The 20547-nt window shown below is 62.6% G+C and carries 22 protein-coding genes; 8 read left to right on the plus strand and 14 right to left on the minus strand.

The annotated features are described in order from the left end of the window. Window positions 1–61 precede the first annotated feature (61 nt). Together KVQ74_RS22670 and KVQ74_RS22675 are read right to left on the minus strand one after the other, a co-directional pair. Entirely contained in the window at window positions 62–2194 is a 2133-nt protein-coding gene (locus tag KVQ74_RS22670) for a TonB-dependent receptor (RefSeq protein WP_217833606.1), read from the minus strand. Window positions 2195–2284: 90 nt separating this feature from the next. After that, complete coding sequence (locus KVQ74_RS22675) at window positions 2285–2671, minus strand: DUF2946 domain-containing protein (RefSeq protein WP_217833607.1); 387 nt, start codon at window positions 2669–2671, stop codon at window positions 2285–2287. A 94-nt stretch (window positions 2672–2765) separates the two neighbouring features. Here KVQ74_RS22675 and KVQ74_RS22680 point away from each other — a divergent pair, with 94 nt between their 5' ends. Then, entirely contained in the window at window positions 2766–3206 is a 441-nt protein-coding gene (locus tag KVQ74_RS22680; protein WP_217833608.1) for a DUF3995 domain-containing protein, read from the plus strand. A gap of 85 nt (window positions 3207–3291) precedes the next feature. On the opposite strand, the gene KVQ74_RS22685 is transcribed toward KVQ74_RS22680, so the two are convergent. The 7 genes from KVQ74_RS22685 to KVQ74_RS22715 form a co-directional block, all read right to left on the minus strand. Then, window positions 3292–3654: a Na+/H+ antiporter subunit G gene (locus tag KVQ74_RS22685; RefSeq protein WP_217833609.1), complete on the minus strand. Its 363-nt coding sequence runs from the start codon at window positions 3652–3654 to the stop codon at window positions 3292–3294. Beyond that, window positions 3651–3929 carry a K+/H+ antiporter subunit F gene (locus KVQ74_RS22690; protein WP_007910754.1) on the minus strand — a complete coding sequence of 93 codons (279 nt, stop codon included), beginning with the start codon at window positions 3927–3929 and terminating at the stop codon, window positions 3651–3653. The genes KVQ74_RS22685 and KVQ74_RS22690 overlap by 4 nt, the downstream gene beginning before the upstream one ends. Beyond that, the gene (locus tag KVQ74_RS22695) at window positions 3926–4414 is read right to left on the minus strand and encodes a Na+/H+ antiporter subunit E (protein WP_217833610.1); all 489 of its coding nucleotides are present in this window, start codon (window positions 4412–4414) and stop codon (window positions 3926–3928) included. The genes KVQ74_RS22690 and KVQ74_RS22695 overlap by 4 nt, the downstream gene beginning before the upstream one ends. After that, window positions 4411–6090, minus strand: coding sequence for a monovalent cation/H+ antiporter subunit D (locus tag KVQ74_RS22700; RefSeq protein WP_217833611.1), 1680 nt, complete (start codon window positions 6088–6090; stop codon window positions 4411–4413). The genes KVQ74_RS22695 and KVQ74_RS22700 overlap by 4 nt, the downstream gene beginning before the upstream one ends. Then, window positions 6087–6431 carry a Na+/H+ antiporter subunit C gene (locus KVQ74_RS22705; protein ID WP_003192163.1) on the minus strand — a complete coding sequence of 115 codons (345 nt, stop codon included), beginning with the start codon at window positions 6429–6431 and terminating at the stop codon, window positions 6087–6089. Before KVQ74_RS22705 ends, KVQ74_RS22700 begins: the two co-directional genes overlap by 4 nt. Then, window positions 6431–9349, minus strand: coding sequence for a monovalent cation/H+ antiporter subunit A (locus KVQ74_RS22710; protein ID WP_217833612.1), 2919 nt, complete (start codon window positions 9347–9349; stop codon window positions 6431–6433). The genes KVQ74_RS22705 and KVQ74_RS22710 overlap by 1 nt, the downstream gene beginning before the upstream one ends. Window positions 9350–10116: 767 nt before the next feature. Beyond that, the gene (locus KVQ74_RS22715; protein WP_217833613.1) at window positions 10117–11052 is read right to left on the minus strand and encodes a DMT family transporter; all 936 of its coding nucleotides are present in this window, start codon (window positions 11050–11052) and stop codon (window positions 10117–10119) included. Between the two features lie 84 nt (window positions 11053–11136). Here KVQ74_RS22715 and KVQ74_RS22720 point away from each other — a divergent pair, with 84 nt between their 5' ends. The 3 genes from KVQ74_RS22720 (at window position 11137) to KVQ74_RS22730 (ending at window position 14952) form a co-directional block, all read left to right on the plus strand. Beyond that, window positions 11137–11700, plus strand: a complete 564-nt coding sequence (locus tag KVQ74_RS22720) for a helix-turn-helix domain-containing protein (protein ID WP_217833614.1) — start codon at window positions 11137–11139, stop codon at window positions 11698–11700. Between the two features lie 227 nt (window positions 11701–11927). After that, window positions 11928–13331, plus strand: a complete 1404-nt coding sequence (locus KVQ74_RS22725) for an LLM class flavin-dependent oxidoreductase (RefSeq protein WP_217833615.1) — start codon at window positions 11928–11930, stop codon at window positions 13329–13331. A gap of 160 nt (window positions 13332–13491) precedes the next feature. Continuing rightward, complete coding sequence (locus KVQ74_RS22730) at window positions 13492–14952, plus strand: FAD/NAD(P)-binding protein (protein ID WP_217833616.1); 1461 nt, start codon at window positions 13492–13494, stop codon at window positions 14950–14952. Here KVQ74_RS22730 and KVQ74_RS22735 read toward each other — a convergent pair. From KVQ74_RS22735 to ppnN, 3 genes are all read right to left on the minus strand, one after another. Further along, complete coding sequence (locus KVQ74_RS22735; protein WP_217833617.1) at window positions 14946–15143, minus strand: hypothetical protein; 198 nt, start codon at window positions 15141–15143, stop codon at window positions 14946–14948. The two genes, KVQ74_RS22730 and KVQ74_RS22735, sit on opposite strands and share 7 nt — an antisense overlap. 108 nt (window positions 15144–15251) lie before the next feature. Next, complete coding sequence (locus KVQ74_RS22740; protein ID WP_217833618.1) at window positions 15252–15986, minus strand: substrate-binding periplasmic protein; 735 nt, start codon at window positions 15984–15986, stop codon at window positions 15252–15254. A 160-nt stretch (window positions 15987–16146) separates the two neighbouring features. Next, window positions 16147–17520: a nucleotide 5'-monophosphate nucleosidase PpnN gene (gene ppnN / locus KVQ74_RS22745; RefSeq protein ID WP_217833619.1), complete on the minus strand. Its 1374-nt coding sequence runs from the start codon at window positions 17518–17520 to the stop codon at window positions 16147–16149. A gap of 223 nt (window positions 17521–17743) precedes the next feature. Between ppnN and KVQ74_RS22750 the strand changes: the two genes are divergently transcribed. After that, window positions 17744–18271: a DUF3087 domain-containing protein gene (locus KVQ74_RS22750; RefSeq protein WP_217833620.1), complete on the plus strand. Its 528-nt coding sequence runs from the start codon at window positions 17744–17746 to the stop codon at window positions 18269–18271. Here the strand turns inward: KVQ74_RS22750 and KVQ74_RS22755 are convergent. After that, the gene (locus KVQ74_RS22755) at window positions 18268–18654 is read right to left on the minus strand and encodes a DUF2784 domain-containing protein (RefSeq protein ID WP_217833621.1); all 387 of its coding nucleotides are present in this window, start codon (window positions 18652–18654) and stop codon (window positions 18268–18270) included. The two genes, KVQ74_RS22750 and KVQ74_RS22755, sit on opposite strands and share 4 nt — an antisense overlap. Window positions 18655–18809: 155 nt before the next feature. On the opposite strand from KVQ74_RS22755, the gene KVQ74_RS22760 reads away from it, so the two are divergent. The 3 genes from KVQ74_RS22760 (at window position 18810) to KVQ74_RS22770 (ending at window position 20042) form a co-directional block, all read left to right on the plus strand. After that, window positions 18810–19508, plus strand: a complete 699-nt coding sequence (locus KVQ74_RS22760) for an AzlC family ABC transporter permease (RefSeq protein ID WP_139054739.1) — start codon at window positions 18810–18812, stop codon at window positions 19506–19508. Then, the gene (locus KVQ74_RS22765; protein WP_217833700.1) at window positions 19508–19819 is read left to right on the plus strand and encodes an AzlD domain-containing protein; all 312 of its coding nucleotides are present in this window, start codon (window positions 19508–19510) and stop codon (window positions 19817–19819) included. Before KVQ74_RS22760 ends, KVQ74_RS22765 begins: the two co-directional genes overlap by 1 nt. Before the next feature lie 76 nt (window positions 19820–19895). Further along, the gene (locus KVQ74_RS22770) at window positions 19896–20042 is read left to right on the plus strand and encodes a hypothetical protein (protein ID WP_217833622.1); all 147 of its coding nucleotides are present in this window, start codon (window positions 19896–19898) and stop codon (window positions 20040–20042) included. Window positions 20043–20089: 47 nt separating this feature from the next. Here the strand turns inward: KVQ74_RS22770 and KVQ74_RS22775 are convergent, their stop codons facing one another. After that, complete coding sequence (locus KVQ74_RS22775) at window positions 20090–20362, minus strand: hypothetical protein (RefSeq protein WP_217833623.1); 273 nt, start codon at window positions 20360–20362, stop codon at window positions 20090–20092. Window positions 20363–20547: the final 185 nt, after the last annotated feature.

Below are 20547 nucleotides of genomic sequence, written 5' to 3' on the forward strand. Positions count from 1 at the left end.
GCGCTTTCGCGGGCAGGCCCGCTCCCATGCTTTCGTGGGAGTGGGCCTGCCCGCGAAGCTTTTAGAAGTGGGTCTGCACCGCCAATTCAAAAGTGCGCGGCGTACCCAGGTAGTACGCCGGGGATACATGGGCAAACTCGGCGTACACCTCGTTGGTCAGGTTGCGCACCCGTCCGGTGACGGTGGTATGTGAATCGACCTTGTAGCTGAGGAAGCTGCCGAACAGCGTGTACGACGGCACGGTCATGGTGTTGGCGTTGTCGGCGAACACCGAGGCCACGTAACGCGCATCGACCCCGCCTTGCCACTGTGGCGAGAAATCATAGGTCAGCCACAGGTTGCCGACCCGATCCGGGACGTTGGTCGGCGTATTGCCCTTGCGCGAAACCACCACGCCGGCGGCGTTCTTCTCGGTGAAATCGTCGTACTGCGCATCGACCCAGGCGAAGTTGCCCTCGGCCAGCAGCTTGTCGGTAATCCGCAGGGAGCTGGCGATTTCGATGCCTTTGGACGTTTGCTGACCGACCGGAATGCTGCTGGTCGGGTCCAGCGGATCGGTCACCGCGAAGTCCTTGCGCTCGATGGTGTAGGCCGCGACCGTCGCTGAGCCGCGTCCGTACAGATAGTCGAACTTGCTGCCGATTTCCCACTGCTTGCCGGTCGACACATCGAAATCCTGAGTACCGTTGGGCTGCTCGGCAGCGGTGCTGTATTGCACGTAGACGTTGGCCGAGGGGATGAACTGGTACGTCAGGCCGACGCGCCCGGTGACCGGTTCCCAGCTGCGTTTGAGATGGCGCGGATTGCTCGCGGTCACTGCGCGATGGTTGGTCACGTCGAGGTCAATGTCGTCGTAACGCAGGCCGGTGAGCAGCGCCAGTTTGTCGGTCAACGCCAGACGGTTTTCGACGAACAGGGCCTTGGTGGTGACCTCGTTGGTCTTGTCGCTGACAAACCCCGGTTGGGTCCCGGGGATGTCATAGAAATGCCCCGGCCGGTAATGGTTCGGGTCCACCGTGCTTGCGCCTTTGACGTTGAGCGGCGAGTTGGTGGTCTGGTTGACCTTGTACTCGAAGCCACCGGACCAGGTGGTGTCGAGGCCGAACAGGGTGTTGTCGTGGCGCAGTTCGAACTGGTTGCCGTTCTGCTCGCCCTGGTGCCGCACCTGGTAGGCGGTCGAGCGGTTCACCGCGCTGTTGTCGGCGTTGTACTGGTAGGTTTCCAGGTTGCGGTAATCGCGCTGGCTGTCGAGGTGATAGAGGGTGTTGCGCAAGGTCGTGCTGTCGTTGATCCGGTAGTCGATGATCGAACGCACCCAGATTGTCCGCTGTTCGTAACGCCCGTCCTCGACGTTGTAGTTGTTGAAGCGGTTGTGCCTGTCGATCTTCAGTTCGCCGGCCTTGGGATTGAGCACCGGTGTGCCCCAGTACGGGCTGTCCTCGTGCTCGTCCTGATATTCCAGGGCGAGGGTGTGCGACAGGTCGGGTGTCAGGTCGCTGAGCAGGGAAAACGCCACGCTCCAGGCATCGCGCTCCTGGCGGTCGATGTAGCCGTTGCTGGTGTTGTGGCTGACGTCCAGCCGCGCGTAATGCTGCACGTCGGCGCCGGGCTGGCTCAGGGCGTGGTTGAGGCCGAACGCGGTTTCGCTGGTGTCGTAGGTGCCGTAGCTGACCCGGCCCTCGACGGCCTGCTCGTCGCGGGTCGCCAGTTTGGTCACGTAGTTCAGAGAACCGCCGACCGAGCCGGCGCCGTTGATCAGCGAGGACGGACCGCCGACCAGTTCCACCCGGTCATAGATCCACGAATCCACCGGTCGCGCCAGGCCGCCGGAGACGTTGATGCCGTTGAACATCTGGGTGATCTGGCTGCTGGTGAAGCCGCGATACGAGACGAATCCGCCAAATCCCGGCGGGGCGCTGGCGTTGACGCCGGGCAGGGTGTTGGCGGCGTCCTGGAAGTTCTGCGAGCCGTGGTGCTCGATGTCGTTGCGGTTGGCGACGGCCACCGAGGCCGGGGTGTCGCGCACACTCAGGCCGAGACGCGAGGCCATGCCGCTGGATTGGTCGAGGCTCAGGCCCGGCTCGGCGCCGGATTCGCCATCGATGGTGATCGGCGCCAGATCCACGGTGGATTGCGCCCAGGTGTTGACGGACAGGCAGCCGCACAGGCTTGCCAGCAAGGTGAAATGTTTCATGTGTGAATCCTGAATGCTTGTCTGGGAATCAGCGCACAGGCCAACGCCGCGCATTGGCGCAGTGGGCTGAACGGAACAGGGCAAAAGCATTCAGGCGAGCGGCGGGGCTCGGGGATTGGCCGAAGGCCAGGTGAAGCGGGCAGGGAGGTCGGCGCTGACGATGGCCGGCAGCGGCGGGCTGTGTTGTTCCGGGAGGATCGCCAGGGTCAGGCTGGAGTTGAACGCCGGACCCATGCCGCCGGTGGAGCACAGCGGACAGCCGAAGGCCTTGGCTAAAGTCGGCAATTGTTCGTCGGAAGGGTTGCTGGCGAGCGGCGCCTGGGTCGCCGGATCCACCGCACAGAACTGGCCGCCAATGCCGTTGAGCTGCATCCCGACCATTTGCCCGTGACCGATGCTGCAGGCGAACACGTTGAACAGGACGCAGCAATAGAGCATCCAGGCCAGCAGTGAGCGATCGGAACGGGTGAATTTCATGGGCCGGCACTTTACCCCACCGCTGACCGGTCGTGCACATCAAAAAAAGCCGACTAGGATATTTTGTTCAGATCCCTTTCAAGGATTTTCGACCATGACCTTTGTGTTGGCTCAATGGCTGGTGACGATATTCGCGATGATCAGCCTGATGCATGTGTATTGGGCGCTGGGTGGGCAGTGGGCGGCGGTGGCGGTGGTGCCTCAGGTTCCGGTCGAGGGCGGTGAGCTGACCTTGCGACCGGCATTCAAGCCAAGCGGCTGGCTGACCTTTCTGGTGGCGGCCGCGCTGCTACTGATTGCCGCACTGGTGTGCCTGCGGGTGGGCTGGTGGCTGCCGACGGTGCATCACCGGGCGCTGCAATGGGTGATCAGTGCGATTGCGCTGCTGATGTTTGCCCGGGCAATTGGCGATTCGGAACTGGTGGGTTTTTTCAAGGAGGTGAAGGGGTCGAGGTTTGCCTGGCTTGATACCTGGGTTTATTCGCCGTTGTGTACGGTATTGGGGGCGGGGTTGTTGGCGGTCGCCTGGGTTTGATGCCGGGTGAAGGTTGTATGTTGAAAGTGCCGGCCCTTTCGCGGGCAAGCCCGCTCCCACTTAAGAGCTGTGTGGGAGCCGGTCGTCAGCTATTGCTTTCGGTCCGCCGACTGCTCACTTCGGCCGGCACATCATCCCCGGCCATGCGTTTGCGGAACAACGCTGCCCGGGCGAGTAGCAGGGTGGTCACCGGCACGGTGATCGACAGCAGGATCGGGATCAGCCAGGCGTGTAGGACTGGCCCGGATTTCATCGCGGAAAAACAGATGATCGACGCCAGTGCCACACACCATGCGCCCAGGGTCGAAGCCAGCGCGGGCGGGTGCATGCGCTGGAAGTAGTCCCTCATTCGCAGCAGCCCGGTGGCGCCGATCAGCGCAAACACGCCGCTGAGTACCAGCAGGATCGCCACCGGGATTTCCACCCATAGAGACAGTTCCGCGTTCATTCGATCACCTCGCCGCGCAGGAGGAATTTCGCCAGGGCAAACGAGCCGACGAAGCCGAACAGCGCGATCAGCAGCGCCGCTTCGAAATAAGTGTCGCTGGAGTAGCGAATCCCCAGGGTCAGCATCATCAGCATCGCGACGATGTACAGGTAGTCCAGCGCCAGTACCCGATCCTGCGCCGACGGCCCCTTGAACAGGCGCACCAGGGTCAGCACCATCGCCAGGGAAAACAGGAACAGCGTCAGCAGGATCGCGTTCGACAGCAACGGGCTCATTCGAAAATCTCCATCAATGGCCGCTCGTAAGTGACCTTGAAGTGCTGGATGAACTGCGCCTCGTCATCCAGATCCCAGACGTGCAGCAACAGAATGCTGCGATCCAGCGCCAGTTCCGACCACACCGTACCCGGCACCACCGTGGTGATCATCGACAGCGCCGCAAGGCCGTTGGCGTCGCGCAGATCCAGCGGCACCTTGACGAAACGCGAGCGCGGCGGGCGGCGACCGGCGTTGAGGACGCCCCAGGCCACGGCCAGATTGGAGATCACCACGTCGCGTCCGACCATGAAGAACAGGCGCAGGATCGTGCCGGGGCGGCGGATGCGGATCTGTTGCGGGCGCAGCTTGCGCATCATCAGCGGTGCGCAGAAACCCAGCACTGCACCGAGCAGCAGATTGCCGGGGCTGATCGACAGGTTCAGCACCAGCCACAGCAGCCAGAGCGCCAGGGACAGCCACGGTGCCGGGAACAGACGCTTCATGGTTGCACCTCCAGCAGCGCGGCCTTGGCTTCAGGGCTAGGCACGGCGCGGGTGCCGAGCACCGCCATCACGTACTGTTGCGGATTGTTCAAGGCGTCGGCAGCGGCCTGGGTGTAGCGCAGCAGCGGTTCGGCCTTGAACGTCAGAAGGATGCTCAGACCGAGCAGCAGGAAAATCGGCGTGCATTCCAGTTTGCGCAGCAGCGGCGACGGGCGTTCCTCGGGTGTCCAGAAACGCTGGATGCCCAGGCGTGAGAAGGCCATCAGCGACGCCAGTCCGGTCACGATCAACAACACCAGCAGCGCCCAGGCTGGCGTCGAGATGGGCTCACCGCCGCCCAGGCCCCAGGGATTGAGCAGGGCGCCGATCAGGCTCAGCTTGCCGATGAACCCGGACAGCGGCGGCATGCCGATGATCAGCAGGGCGCAGGCAATGAAGCTCAGACCGAGGAATGCCATGGTCCACGGGATCACCTGGCCGACCACGGCTTTCTGTTCGTCGTCGAGGTTGATGCCCTTGGGCGGCTGCAGCGATTCCTGTGGCCGTGGCAGCAGTTCGCTTTCGTCTTCCAGCGGGACTTCGTTGGCCGAGCGCGAGCGTTCGATCAGCTCGGCCAGCATGAACAGCGCGCTCAGCGCCAGCGTCGAGCTGACCAGATAGAACAACGCTGCGCCGATCAGGTTCGGCTGGGCGAAACCGATGGCCGACAGCAGGATCCCCGCCGACACCAGAATGCTCAGGCTGGCCATGCGCTCCAGACGTTGGGCGGCAATGATCGCCACGCCGGCGCAGACCATGGTCGCCATGCCGCCGTAGATCAGCCAGTCGCCGCCGAAGTAGGCCGATGCCCCGGCCTGACCGGAAAACAGCAGCGTCCACAGGCGCAGCAGGGTGTAGACGCCGACCTTGGTCATGATCGCGAACATCGCCGCCACCGGCGCACTGGCCGAGGAGTAGGCCGGCACCAGCCAGAAGTTCAGCGGCCACATGCCGGCCTTGGCGAGGAACGCCACCGCCAGAATCGCTGCGCCCGCGTGCAGCAAGCCACGGTCGGCTTCCGGCACCAGCGGAATCTTCAGCGCCAGATCGGCCATGTTCAGCGTGCCGGTGACGCCGTAGATCAGCGCCGCGCCGATCAGGAACAGTGACGAAGCCAGCAGGTTGATCGAAATGTAATGCAGCCCCGACGACACCCGCGCCCGTCCTGAGCCATGCAGCAACAGGCCGTAGGACGCGGCGAGCAGGACCTCGAAGAACACGAACAGGTTGAACAGGTCGGCGGTGAGGAAAGCGCCGTACAGCCCCATCAATTGAATCTGGAACAGCGCATGGAAACTCGACCCCGCGCCATCCCAGCGCGCCATCGCGAACAGCAGTGCGGTGACGCCGATGATCCCGGTCAGCACCAGCATCAGCGCCGACAGGCGATCGACCACCAGCACGATGCCGAACGGCACCTGCCAGTTGCCCGGCAAGTACACGCCGATGGAGCCGGGCACGCCGGTGGTCTGCGTCCATTGCAGCAGCATCACTGAAATGAACAGCCCGACAAGGCTGGAGAACAGGTTGATCCGAGCCTTCAGTGGCCGGTGCTTCTCGCCCAGCATCAGCATGATGGCGGCGGTCAGCAGCGGCAGCAGGATCGGCGCGGCGATCAGGTGAGTCATCGCCATCATTCCTTGGGCTCCCGGCCGTCGACGTGGTCAGTGCCGGTCAGGCCCCGTGACGCCAGCAATACCACGAGGAACAGCGCGGTCATGGCGAAGCTGATGACAATCGCGGTCAGGACCAGTGCTTGCGGCAACGGATCGGTGTAGTTGAGCAAGTCCTGCGGCACGCCATCCTTGATGATCGGCTCCTTGCCGATAAACAGGCTGCCCATGCTGAAAATGAACAGGTTGACGCCGTAGGACAGCAGGCACAGGCCCATCACGACCTGGAATGTCCGGGGCCGCAGGATCAGCCAGACACCAGAGGCGGCGAGGACGCCGATGGCGATTGCGATGACTTCTTCCATCAGACGGCTCCTTTGCTGGCGACGGATTTGGGCAGGGCCGCAGTCTTGTGACCACGCACCGATTGGTGGGCGAGGGCGGTGAGGATCAGCAGCGTCGAGCCGACCACCACGGCGTACACGCCGATGTCGAAGAACAGCGCGCTGGCGATGTGAATGTCGCCCAGCAACGGCACGTTGAAATGCCAGGTGTGGGTGGTCAGGAACGGATAGCCGACCGCCATCGCTCCGAGGCCGGTGACCGTGGCGAACAGCAGCCCGGTGCCCATCCAGCGCAGCGGCCGCAGGCTCATTTGCGCCTCGACCCATTGGGTGCCGGCGACCATGTATTGCAGGATGAACGCCACCGACATCACCAGCCCCGCGACGAAGCCGCCGCCCGGCTGGTTGTGCCCGCGCATGAACAGGTAGAACGACACCACCAGCGCGATCGGCAACAGCAGGCGCACCAGCACCGCCGGCACCATCATGAAGCCGAGCGCGGTGTCGCTCGCCGAACGCGGGTTGACCAGGTCGGTGACCACGTCCGGTGCCAGCAGGCGCTGCTGGGCCGGCAGTTGCAGGCTTTCTTTCGGTGGGCGGAAACGCCGCAGCAGGGCGAAGATCGCCAGCGCGACGGCCACCAGCACGGTGATTTCACCCAGGGTGTCGAAGCCCCGGAAGTCCACCAGCATCACGTTGACCACGTTGCTGCCGCCACCCTCGGGCAGCGCCCGGCTCAGGTAGAACGAGGAAATGTCGTTGGGCGTCTGGCGGGTCAGCATCGCGTAGGACAGCAGCGCCATGCCGCCACCGACGGCAATCGACAACAGCAGGTCGCGCAAGCGCCGCACCCGCGCCTTGCGCAGGCTGCTTGGCAATGGCGAAACCTCTTCGATCCGTCGCGGCAGCCAGCGCAGGCCGAGGAGGATCAGCACCGTGGTCACCACTTCGACCACCAGTTGCGTCAGGGCCAGATCCGGCGCCGAGAACCAGACGAAGGTGATGCAGGTCATCAGGCCGCAGACGCTGACCATGGTCAGGGCGGCGAGACGGTGATACTTGGCCTGCCACGCGGCGCCGAGGGCGCAGACGATTGCCAGCAGCCACAGGGTCACGAACACGATGGAGCCGGGGATCTTCGGCCGGTCACCCCAGCTCAGGCTGCTGTGCAGCATCGGAATCAGGCCGGCGAGTACGGCCGCCAGTACCACCAGGAACAATTGCGCTTGCAGGCGCTTGGTGCCGATACGCCGCTCCAGGCGCCGGGCCAGACGCATCAATGCCACCAGGCTGCGCTCGAACAGACGCTTGCCGTTGAAACGTCCCACCAGTGGCGGGTAAGCGAAGCGCCCACGCTTGAGCTGATTGCGCAGCAACAGGTAGACCACGATGCCGCCGGACATGGCGATCAGGCTCATGATCATCGGTGCATTGAGACCATGCCAGATCGCGAGGCTATATTCCGGTAGCTCCCCGCCCACCACGGGCAGCGCAGCGGCGGCGAGCAGCGGACCGACCACTTGCGCCGGGAAGATCCCCACCAGCAGGCAGGTGAACACCAGCAGCTCCACCGGTGCGCGCATCCAGCGTGGCGGTTCGTGCGGGGTGTGCGGCAGGTCGGTGGCGGTGGGGCCGAAGAACACGTCGACGGTGAAGCGCAGCGAGTAGGCCACGCTGAAGGTGCCGGCGATGGTCGCGACGATCGGCAACGTTGCCTCGACCCAGGCGGTGGCGTTGATGAACACCGTTTCGGCGAAGAACATTTCCTTCGACAGGAAGCCGTTGAGCAGCGGCACGCCGGCCATGGAGGCACTGGCGACCATGGCCAGGGTGGCGGTGAACGGAATCAGTTTGAACAGGCCGTTGAGCTTGCGGATGTCGCGGGTGCCACTTTCGTGGTCGATGATCCCGGCGGCCATGAACAGCGAGGCCTTGAAGGTTGCGTGGTTGAGAATGTGGAACACCGCCGCCACGGCAGCCAGCGGACTGTTCAGGCCGAGCAGCAGGGTGATCAGGCCCAGATGGCTGATGGTCGAGTAGGCGAGCAGCCCCTTGAGGTCGTTCTGGAACATCGCGCAATACGCGCCGAGCAACAGCGTCGCAGCCCCGGCACCGCTGACGATGTAGAACCATTCTTCACTGCCGGACAGCGACGGCCACAGGCGCGCGAGCAGGAAAACCCCGGCCTTGACCATGGTCGCCGAGTGCAGATAAGCCGAAACCGGTGTCGGCGCCGCCATGGCGTGGGGCAGCCAGAAATGGAAGGGGAATTGCGCGCTTTTGCTGAGGGCGCCGATGAGGATGAGGGGAAGCAGGATGGGGTAGAGGGCATGTGCGCGAATCAGATCGCCGGCGGCCAGGACCTTGTCCAGGTCATAGCTGCCAACGACATGGCCGAGGATCATGACCCCTGCCAACAGGCACAAACCGCCCGCACCGGTCACCATCAACGCCATGTAGGCACCGCGCCGGGCGTCGTGCCGGTGGTGCCAGTAGCCGATCAGCAGGAACGAGAACAGGCTGGTCAGCTCCCAGAAAAACACGATCTGGATCAGGTTGCCGGAAATCACCAGCCCGAGCATGGCGCCCATGAACGCCAGGAAAAACGCGAAGAAACGCGGCACTGGGTCTTGCGGCGACATGTAGTAACGGGCGTACAGGGAAACCAGGGTGCCGATGCCCAGGACCAGCATCGAGAACAGCCAGGCGAAGCCGTCCATGCGCAGGACGAAGTTCAGGCCCAGGCTGGGCAACCAGAGAAACTCTTCGCGGATCACGCCGCCGTGGGCGATTTGCGGATACAGCAGCGCAACCTGGATGGTGCCGATCAGGGCGACCAGGCCTGCCAGGAGGGATTCGGTATTTCGCGCGTTGTGCGGCAGCACGGCTGCCAGACAGCTGCCCACAAAAGGCAGAAGCAGTAGAACTATCAGGGACATAGGCTTCTAATCTGCGGAAGTTTGTGAAGCATCATACGTGCCAGCTCCCGGATCGCCAAACGCGAGGATGTCTCTGAATCCTACAAAGTAGTCTGGAAATGGGTGGTTTACATTGTTTTGGTTGGAGGGTAGTGGCGGCCTTTGGGCCGACCAGGCTTTGGGTGTCCGGTGTGTATACCCGTTTTTTTGGGTGTTGCGGCTGGCGGTTTCGCCCTGACGGCGAGTCACCTTTTTCAGACGCCAAAAAGGTAACCCAAAAGGCTTGGCCCCGGCGTTCGGCTCCTCGCTGATGCTCGGAGTTCCTTCGTTCCGGGATCCATCCGGGGGCATCGCCTACGGTTTGCTGCGCTGCACCTCCTCTCGATGTGTTTGGCTGCGCCAAACGGTCGCTGCGCTCCCACCCCCGGATAAATCCCTCCACTCAGCCTGCCGAAGGGGCCGGCACGCAAGATCAAGAGCGGTACTCGAGCTAACGCTCATTGTGTTGAGTGGTGACAGGCGGAGGTGGACGTCTTTTGCTTTTGTGGGTGTGGGCTTGCCCACGAAGGCGGCCTTTGGGCCGACCGGGTTTGGATGGGTGTACGCCTTCTTTGCTGCCGCCTCGATCAGTCCCCTCTCCCTCCGGGAGAGGGCTAGGGTGAGGGGCTGCGTCCTCAAGTCCGCTAAAAAAGCATCTGAATCCACGAAGGCGCTCTGACAGGCCCCAGCCTCTACCCGCTCCCGTGGAAGCGAACTTGCCCGCGAAATGCCAGCAGCATACCCAAGCCTCAGCCCTGAGTTTCCCGCTCCAGCTCCGCATCCGCCTCGGTAGCCTTACCCTTGGTCTTCAACTCGCTGACAATCACCGCCGCCACGATCAACCCGGCGCCAACCAGCGCGATCGCTGGCAAGCGTTCGCCGGCGATGCGTCCGACGATGCCGGCCCAGACCGGTTCGCCGGCGTAGATCAGGGTCGCACGGGTGGGCGAAACGCTTTTCTGTGCCCAGTTCATCGCGACCTGGATGGCCGCACTCATTGCGCCGAGGCCCAGCGCGGTCGTCAGCAGCAACCACGAAAAGTCCGGAATCGCCTCGCCGGTCGGCACGACCATCAGGAACGACAGCACCGAGGTGGTTGCCAGTTGCACCACCGTTACCCGACGCACGTCGACCTGGCCGGCGTAGGTGCTGATCAGAATGATTTCGGCGGCGATGGCGATGGCGCTGATCAGTGTGGCGATTTCGCCGGGGCTGAAGTGCAGGGACGCGCCGGACGGCCCCGAGAGCAGCATCAGGCCGGTAAATGCCAGCATGATGCCGATGCTTGGCATCAAGCCCGGGCGTCGGCCCAGCACCAGCCATTGCAGCAGGGGGACGAAGGGCACGTAGAGGGCGGTGATGAAGGCTGACTGGCTGCTCGGGATGCTCTGCAAACCGACCGTCTGCAAGCCATAACCGAGCATGATCGCCACGCCTATGAATGCCCCGGCCTTGAGTTCGAACAGGGTCAACTCGCGCAAATGCTTCCAGGAAAACAGCGCGACGATGCTGGCCGCAGCGGCGAAGCGCAGGCCGACGAAGAACATCGGGCCGCTGACGGTCATCGCGTGTTGCACCAGCAGAAAGGTGCCGCCCCAAAGCATGGTGATGAACACCAGCACGCATTCAGCTTTGCTGAGCCGGGGCAACCACAGGGGAGTTTGGGGAGAATTGGCTGATGTCATGACCTTGCGCGCCATATAGAGGAGACGCACAATGCGCCAAATGTTGCGCAGTATACTGCCCAATCCCAGCCAGCGAGCAATATAGTGCACAAAGATTCCGTTCAACGGGCTTCCGTTCTGCAACACGTCAGTCAGAACGTCCGACGCCTGCGTCACGCCGCCGACATGAGCCAGGCGACCCTCGCCGAAAAGTCCGGGGTCAGTCGCCGGATGCTGGTGGCGATCGAGGCTGGTGAGAAAAATGTCAGCCTGACCACCCTCGACCGCGTCGCCGAGGCCCTCGACGTGGCGTTCAGCGATCTGATCCAGGCCCCCGACAGCCGTGATCCGAGCCGTATCAACGAACTGGCCTGGGCCGGCAGCATTCCCGGCAGCAAGGCGGTTCTGTTGTCGAAAGCCGCCGCCACCCGCGAGGTGGAGCAATGGGAGTGGTGCCTGCAGCCGGGGGAGGTCTATCCCTCGCAGCCGGACGCCGATGGCTGGAGCGAACAGATTTTCGTGTTCGAAGGCTGCCTGACCCTGATGCTCGGCGATCAGCCGCAACGCATCGGCACCGGCGAGTTTTTCATGTTCGCCAGCAACCAGCCTCACGGCTATCGCAACGACGGTGACGTGGCGGTGCGCTTCGTGCGTAACGTGGTGATCTGACTGTTGCCTCGCCGACAGTGAATGAACAATCTGCTTGATCAAGGTGGCGTGCGGTTGTTGTTTTGTGTCTCAACGGCTTGAATTCAAAGGACATTCAATTCGGGCATGACTCCTGCTAAAGGCTCTGGATCCTCATCCGGAAACCACGGAGTCGCCCCCATGACCGTTTCATTCCATAGCTCATCCCGTCACGGCATTCATCCTCACAAAACGCGGAGTGCCGTCTGATGGCCCGTGAAATCCGTCTCAATGCTTTCGACATGAATTGCGTCGGCCATCAGTCACCGGGTTTGTGGGCGCATCCTCGGGATCGTTCCTGGCAGTACAAGGATCTGGAGTACTGGACCGATCTGGCGAAAATTCTGGAGCGCGGCAAGTTCGACGGGCTGTTCATCGCCGACGTGCTGGGCATCTATGACGTGTACAACGGCAACGGTGACGCGGCGATTCGGCAGGCGGCGCAGGTGCCGGTCAATGATCCCTTGCAGTTGATCCCGCCGATGGCGCTGGTCACCGAGCACCTGGGGTTCGGCCTGACCGCTTCGTTGTCGTTCGAGCATCCGTATCCCTTCGCCCGGCGTCTTTCGACCCTCGACCACCTGACCAAGGGCCGCGCCGGCTGGAACATCGTCACCTCGTATCTGGAGAGCGGGGCCAAGAACATCGGCCAGACCGCCCAGACCGAACACGACGCGCGCTACGACTTTGCCGAGGAGTATCTGGAGGTTTGCTACAAGCTCTGGGAAGGCAGTTGGGAAGAGGGCGCGATCCTGCGTGATCGTGAGCGGCGGATCTTCAGCGATCCGGGCAAGATCCACGAGATTCGACACAGCGGTAAACATTTCCAGGTGCCGGGCATTCACCTCTGCGAACCTTCGCCGCAGCGCACGCCGGTGTTGTACCAGGCTGGGGCCTCCAGTCGCGGCAAGCAGTTCGCCGCCGAGCATGCCGAGTGCGTGTTCGTCGCCGCGCCGTCCAAGGTGCTGCTGAAGAAAACCGTGGCTGACATTCGCCGCCGCGCCGCCGAGGCCGGGCGTGATCCGTCGAAGATCCTGATCTTCAATCTGCAGACGGTGATCCTTGGCGAAACCGACGCCAAGGCCAAAGCCAAGTTCGACGAGTACAAGTCCTGGGTCAGCTACGAGGGCGCGATGGCGTTGATCTCGGGCTGGACCGGCATCGATTTCAGCCGTTTCAAACCGGACGAACCGCTCAAGCATGTTCACACCAACGCGATCCAGTCGGCGGTCGAGGCGTTTTCCACCGCGGACCCGAACAAGGTCTGGACGCCCAATGAACTGGCTGACTGGGTCGGCATCGGCGGCTTTGGCCCGCTGTTCGTCGGCAGCCCGCAAACCGTGGCGGATCTGTTGCAGGAGTGGGTCGATGAAACCGATGTCGATGGCTTCAACCTGGCTTACGCGCTGACCCACGAAACCTTTATCGACGCCGTGGAGCTGCTGGTGCCGGAGTTGCAAAAGCGCGGGGTCTACAAGACCGAGTACGCGCCGGGCACCCTGCGCGAGAAGTTGTTCAGCGGGGGGCCGAGGTTGCCGGGGATTCATCCGGGGGCGGGGTATCGGGACCTGGGCGAGTTGCGGCGGCAGGAAAAGAAGGTGGCCTCTGCCTGAGCGCCTTCGCGGGCGAGCCTGGCTCCCGCAGCCGGAACGCATTTTCCTGTGGGAGTGGGCTTATCCTCGAAGAGGCCGGCAAATTCAACACACAACCGGCAGCCAAACCATTAATGTGGCGCAATCCATATCGAGCCAACCCTTCAGCAGCGAGAACGGCATGACCCAACCCTCACACGGCCAGGCGACGCTCGCCATCCGTCACGCCGACATCCTGATCATCGGCGGCGGCCTCAGCGGCACGATGCTCGCGGTGCAACTGCTGCGTCTGCCCGGCCAGCGGCGGATTATGCTGATCGAACCCCGGACGGAACTGGGCCGGGGCGAGGCCTACAGCGCCGTGGAACTGGGCCATACGCTCAACGGCAACGCGGCGCGGATGAGCGTCGACCCGGATAACCCCGATGACCTGACCCAATGGCTCACCGAGCACATTGCGGCGGGTGGCTGGCCGGAGTCGGATCAGCAGCATGTGCCGGTCAGCGAACTGTTTCCACCTCGCGGTTTGTTTGGCGTCTATGTGCAACAGCGACTGGCCGAGGCGCGGGCGGTGGGCGTGGGGCACGGTTCGACCGTCGAGCATGTGCGCGCCGAAGTGGTCGATGTGCAGGTTTCGGCCGATTGCGTGCAACTGACCCTGAGCGACGGTCAGTCATTGCACGGCGCGCAAGCGGTACTCGCCACCGGCATGTTTCCCGCTGCGCGCACACCGCAGAAAACCTCCAGTGGCCTCAACGCCGCGGCGCTCGATCCCTGGGACGTCGCCGCGATGCGCCAGCTCGATCCGCAGTCGACGGTGCTGATCATCGGTTCCGGGCTGACCATGGTCGATGCCGTGGTGTCGCTGGAACAGGCCGGGCATCGCGGGCCGATCGAGGTGTTTTCCCGGCACGGCTTGCTGCCCCATGTGCGACGTCAGCCGCCGGCGTGGGTGGACTTCCTCGCCGAGGATCATGGCATTCGCACGCCCCGGCAATTGCTGCGCGAACTGCGCCGGCATTGCCGCGCAGCCATCGCGCAGGGCATCGACTGGCAGGCGCCGCTGGACACGGTGCGGGCGCACATCGGCCGGTTGTGGAGCCAGGCCAGTGATGTGCAGCGTCGGCAATTCGTGCGCCATGTGCGGCCGTGGTGGGAAAGCCATCACCACCGTTCGCCGCCGCTGAGTGCCGAACTGGTGGAGCGCCTGCACCGCGACGGGCGCCTGCGGATTCAGGCCGCGTCGTTCAAAGGACTGGAACCGGCGGTGGAGGGCGGCGTGGGCATTCGTATCCGGCGTCGCGGCGAGGATCAGACTTGCGTGGTACGTGGGGCGGCGCTGATCAATTCCAGCGGGATCGAATACGACTGGCGCCGCGTTGCGCGACCCTTGCCGCAACAGTTGCTGGCCCGTGGACTGGTGCAGCCGGGGCCGCTGGCGCTGGGGATTACGGCGGCGGTGGACGGGGTGGTGCTGGACGCGCAGGGGCGAGAGTCCACCCGGCTGTTCGCCATGGGACCGCCGTTGCGCGGGATGTGGTGGGAGAGTACGGCGGTGACCGATGTGGCGCTTCAGGCCAAGGCATTGGCGGCCCGGCTTGCTCGCGAAGGGGGCGATACCCTCACCGCAAAATCTCAGTAACCCTCGGAACCCGCTGCCGCATACAGGCCGGCAGGTTCAAGGGTGTTATCGCCAACCATTGCGATATTCGCCGTATGAGACTGAGCGGTGGTCACGCTGGCAACCACAGGATGGCTGTCATGCGCGGTGGCAACGGCGGAGGTGGCGCCGATCAGGGCAACGATGAACCCGAGGGCAATCATGTCTTTCATGGGCGTACACCAGAAAGGGGGTGGAAGATGGCGCCCACTTTATGGCTGCACGGTCGAGAAGAAAAAACACCTGTGCAGATAGTCGTTATCGAAGACGTTGATGCAGGCTCAGCGTGGCAGGATGTCCCCCAGCCAGCGCTGGCGCATCTGCTCCAGGCGGCCGTCGGCGCGCAGGCTGTCCAGCGCCTGTTGCCAGCGGGCCACCTGGCGCGGGTCGGTTTGCCGGGAGAAGGCGATGTAGGTGTCCTGCGTCATCAGCGGCATCTGATACTGCAAGCGCTCCGGCGCCATGCCCTGTTCCCGGGCGAGGGTGCTGCTGGACAGGGTGTCCGAGACGACGAAGTCGGTTCGTCCCAGGCTGAACAGGCGCATCATCTGCTCCGGGGTTTCCACGCCGTAGAGGTTGTTCAGGCCTTGCTGTTGCAGGTAGCTGTAGGCCAGCCATTTGCGCGGCACGGTGATCCGTCCCAAATGATCGGCTTCGCGCAGGCTGCGCACCGGTGGCTGGATCGTGTCGTGGGCGTAGAGCGCGGTTTCGACTTTCAGCAGCGGCCCGACCCATTGATAGCGATCATCGCGCTCGTCGGTGCGCAGTACGGTGAACACGGCAGTGTCGGCGGAGTCGCTGGCCATGCGCAGGGCGCGCAGCAGCGGCACTTGTTGCAGATGAATGCGATCACCGGTCTGCTCCGCCAGGGCTTGCACCACATCCACGCCGAACCCCACCAGTTGGTTGCCTTGCAGAAAATGCAGCGGCGGGTGGTTGTCGGTGAGCAGTTGCAGGTCGGCGGCGCTGGCTGCCACAGCCAGCAGAGACAGCAGACAGGCGGCAAAACGTTTCATGGCTCGTCCCTGAACAAATCAATCGCAAAGCTTATTACGCCGCACGAGGACGTTGCTGGGAAATTGCCGGGGCTTTTGTGTCAGATGCCAAGGTTTATCGGCATTGCTGAAACGATTGAAGCGGTGGGAGCAAGCAAGCCTGCTCCCACCTCAGGTGTGTTTATGCCACTACCTGATAGCACGGCACATACGCCGCACCGCCCGGCAGTTTCATCCGGTGCTGGGCGACGAAGGCCTTGAGCAGCAGATCGAGCGGTTGCAGGATCGCCGCGTCGCCACGGATCTGGTACGGCCCGTGTTCCTCGATCAGGCGAATGCCGTTGTCCTTGACGTTACCGGCGACAATCCCGGAGAACGCCCGACGCAGGTTGGCCGCCAGTTCGTGGGCCGGCTGATCGCGGTGCAGCTTGAGGTTGGCCATGTTTTCGTGGGTCGGGTCGAATGGGCGCTGGAAGCGTTCGTCGATCTTCAGCAGCCAGTTGAAGTGGAACGCGTCGTTGCGCTCGCGGCGGAACTGCTTCACCTCCTTGAGGCCCTGGGTCATCTTGCGCGCGACTTCGGCCGGGTCGTCGATGATGATCTCGTAGTGCTTCTTCGCGGCTTCGCCAAGGGTGGCGGAGACGAAAGCGTCCAGTTGCTCCAGATACGGCGCGGCATGTTTCGGCCCGGTCAGGACCACCGGGAACGGCAGGCCTTCGTTGTCCGGGTGCATCAGAATTCCCAGCAGGTAGAGGAACTCTTCGGCGGTGCCGGCGCCGCCGGGGAAGATGATGATGCCGTGGCCGACGCGGACGAAGGCTTCCAGGCGTTTTTCGATGTCCGGCAGGATCACCAGCTCATTGACGATCGGGTTCGGCGCTTCGGCGGCAATGATGCCCGGCTCGGTCAGGCCCAGGTAGCGGCCGCCGTGGATACGCTGTTTGGCGTGGGCGATGGTCGCGCCTTTCATCGGGCCTTTCATCACGCCGGGGCCGCAGCCGGTGCAGATGTCGAGGCTGCGCAGGCCCAGTTCGTGGCCGACTTTCTTGGTGTATTTGTATTCTTCGGTGTTGATCGAGTGGCCGCCCCAGCACACGACGATCTTCGGCTCGACGCCGGGACGCAGGGTGCGGGCGTTGCGCAGCAGGTGGAAGACGTAGTCGCTGATGCCCTGGGAGGTGCTCAGGTCGATGCTCAAGGCATCCAGTTCGTTTTCGGTGTAGACGATGTCGCGCAGGGCGCTGAACAGCATTTCCCGGGTGCTGGCGATCATTTCGCCGTCGACGAAGGCGTCGGCCGGGGCGTTCAGCAGTTCCAGGCGCACGCCGCGATCCTGCTGGTGAATGCGGATTTCGAAGTCCTTGTAGGCTTCCAGGATGGTTTTCGCGTTGTCGACATGGGCGCCGGTGTTGAGGATGGCCAGGGCGCACTGGCGGAAGAGGGTGTAGGTGCTGCCGGATCCGGCTTCGCTCAGTTGCTGAACTTCACGTTGAGATAGGGTTTCCAGGCTGCCCTTCGGGCTGACTGAGGCATTGATTACGTGTCGTTGGGTCATGCAAAAATCCTTAAAACGATGTCATTGCCGGGTCGGCCAACGGCATCCGAATAGTGTGTTCCCATGAATGAAGATGGCACGCTCTGCGGTGTATCGCCATATCCTTTTTGACTGATGAAAAGATGAAAAGGAGCCCCAGCATAGCTAAATCCTTCTCAGAGGCCATAATGCGCCGGCCGGTTTTTTCCAACGCCCGTTTAACCGCTCAAGGAAGCCATTGCAGATGTTCGAGATCCAGCCGATGAACGCCGCCACTTATCGCCAGCAGACCCGGCGCAGCACATTGATCATTGCCGTGCTGTTCCTGGTGCTGGCGATGTTGTTTTCGACCACGGCAGTGGCGTTGTTCGGCGAGCCGGGCGGGGACAACCTGCGGTTCAACGTCGGAGGTGTGTTTGTCGGGTTTCTGCTGACCGGCGCCCTGTTGCGCGGGCGTTTCTGGAACCAGACGTGGATGGCCCCGGCGGTGTACGGCTGGCGGCTCAAGCGCAGTCTGATGAGCGTCACCAATGTGATGCATCAGGTGACGGCCAGGGTTGGGCAGGGTGACCCGACGGCGATGAAGGTCTTGCGCTTCTATCACCTGGGCCTGACCCAGATGCATGAACTGGACGGCAACTCCAGCGATCATGCGCAATTGCATCGGGAAGTCGAACAGCACAAGGCACGAATGCAAGCGCTGGGGCTCGATCCTGAACAGACGCGCCTTGATCCCGCCTGGCTGGAGTCCTTGAAGCCGACTGCCGGTTAAAACGGAATACGTGCGGCGCGGCGCAACTTCCATCGACGCAAAAGACGCCCGTACACCAGCAGGTTGATCGCCAGCACGATGCTGCCCAGAGCCAGTTGAATCTGCGGGGTCAGCCCGGCCGGGTAGATGACCGGCAAGACGTAGTGCTCGATGAAACCACCGGCGTATTCCGTCTGGCCGGCGGCGTGGCGCATCAGGTTTTCCCAATAGGTCAGCGGACAGGTCAGGTGCAACACCTCGACCGCGACACCCCAGGCCGCCGCCGGCAGGTGCAGCCACATCAGCCGTGGCCACCTGAGCACCAGCAGGCCGCCGAGCAGCACGAAGACAATGAACGATAAATGAAACAGCACGAGGCCGTCTGCGGCGATTCGGTAAAGCATGGTGTCTCCCTGACACGGGTGTGGATGGCTGCAATCTTACGCCGCCCGGCGATGGATGGCTGAGGGGATTTCCCACAACTGCGCAAGATTGTTCAAGCCAGAAAAGGCCGTTTGCTGGCAAAGTCCGAGGTCTTGTCTCACGGTTGAAGAGCGTTATGTCCGATTCACTTATGCCGCGCAGTGCCTTTCTTCGCGGGGCTGCGGCGATCATGCCGTTATCGCTGGCGACGGCACCCTGGGGGCTGCTGGCCGGCTCCATGGCAATCGAAGCCAATCTCACGCCACTGCAAGGGCAGGGCCTGTCGAGCATCGTGTTCGCCGGTGCCGCGCAACTGGTGGCCATCGGCATGCTCAAGGGCGGAGCCGGAATTTTCTCGATTTTGCTGACGACGCTGCTGCTGACGTCACAGCATTTGCTGTACGGCATGAGCATGCGCTCGGTGATTTCACCGCTGCCGGGGCGCTGGCGCATCGGCCTGGGTTTTTTGCTTACCGATGAGTTGTTCGCCCTGACCAGTCAGCACGATCGCCAGCAGTTCAATCGCTGGTATGCGTTGGGCGTCGGTCTGACGTTTTACATCGCCTGGAACCTGTTCACCCTGGCCGGTATCGTCCTCGGTAGCAGCATTCCGGGGCTGGAGCACCTGGGCCTGGACTTCTCGATCGCCGCGACCTTCATCGCCCTGATCACTCCGGTGGTGCGCAACGTGCCGACGGTGGTCTGTGTGGCGGTGTCGCTGTTCTGTTCGGTGCTGTTCAGCTATTGGCAATGGGGCTCGGCGCTGGTGCTGTCGGGGCTGGCCGGAATGACCGCAGGGTTTGTCTGCAACAAGTTGTATCGGGGGCGCACATGATGATCTGGGCAGTGATTATCGGCATGGGAATTCTGGTGTTCCTCAACCGCTACGTGTTTCTCGAGCCACGCTTGCCAGTCCGTTTAAGCAGTAACGCGCGGCAGTTTCTCGGCTTTGCCGTGCCCGGCATGTTGACCGCGATTTGCGGCCCCATCGTGTTCATGCCGGAGAAACAACTGAATTTGCAGTGGGACAATCCTTACTTGCTCAGTTCGCTGGTCGCCATTGGCCTGGTGATCTATACACGCAATACGCTACTTAGCATGCTGTTGAGCATGGCGTTCTTCTTTTTATTGCGTTGGTGGCTCTAGTTCGAGGCTGCAAGTTGCCGGTCGGAATTTGTTCTACGCTTCAGGGATGATTGATGACTTTTCTGGCGAGGTGAGCATGGCAACCGAGAAGAAACGCCCTGACGAAGATGAAGAACCGAGCGAAGAAGAGATCGAGCGGGAGAAACACAAGGAGCAGACCTGGAAACATGACGACAGCCGCGAGCTCTCCGATCGGGATCAGGAACGCCCGTTGAAACCCTGACCTCCTTGTACGAAAAAGCCCCGCGTTTGCGGGGCTTTTTCGTGGTGTCACAGATCGTCCAGCTGCGCGAAGTCGGGGTGCGAAGCCCGATAGCCCAAGGTCTTGTCGATCCATGCATTGAGCTCGTTGACCATCACCGGCGCGTGGCCCGGATAGTTGTCGAGGGTGGCGCGCAGGATGCGGTCGATATCGGGTACGGCGTGCAGGTTTCGGGTCTTGATGTAGTGGCCGATAAAACAGTCGAGTTGAAAGCGTTCTGTCATGGACAGATAAATACACTCCAGGCCGTTGGCCTGTTTGATTGCAAAATCGTCGCGCAACTTAGTTCTCTGCAAGGTTTGTTAAGTTTGTAGGGGATTCCCGGTCTTGTTGACTCTTTGGTCAACTGGTATGCCAATAGGAAATGCGGCGCGCATCCTATCTGTAGCGTCTCGGAATGTATGTATGACGATTGAAATGTCAGACAGGCGGTTGATATCTCTCGACCGGCTGTTTGCGCTGTTGT

It is taken from the genome of Pseudomonas botevensis (assembly GCF_019145475.1).
In the GTDB taxonomy this organism is placed as follows: domain Bacteria; phylum Pseudomonadota; class Gammaproteobacteria; order Pseudomonadales; family Pseudomonadaceae; genus Aquipseudomonas; species Aquipseudomonas botevensis.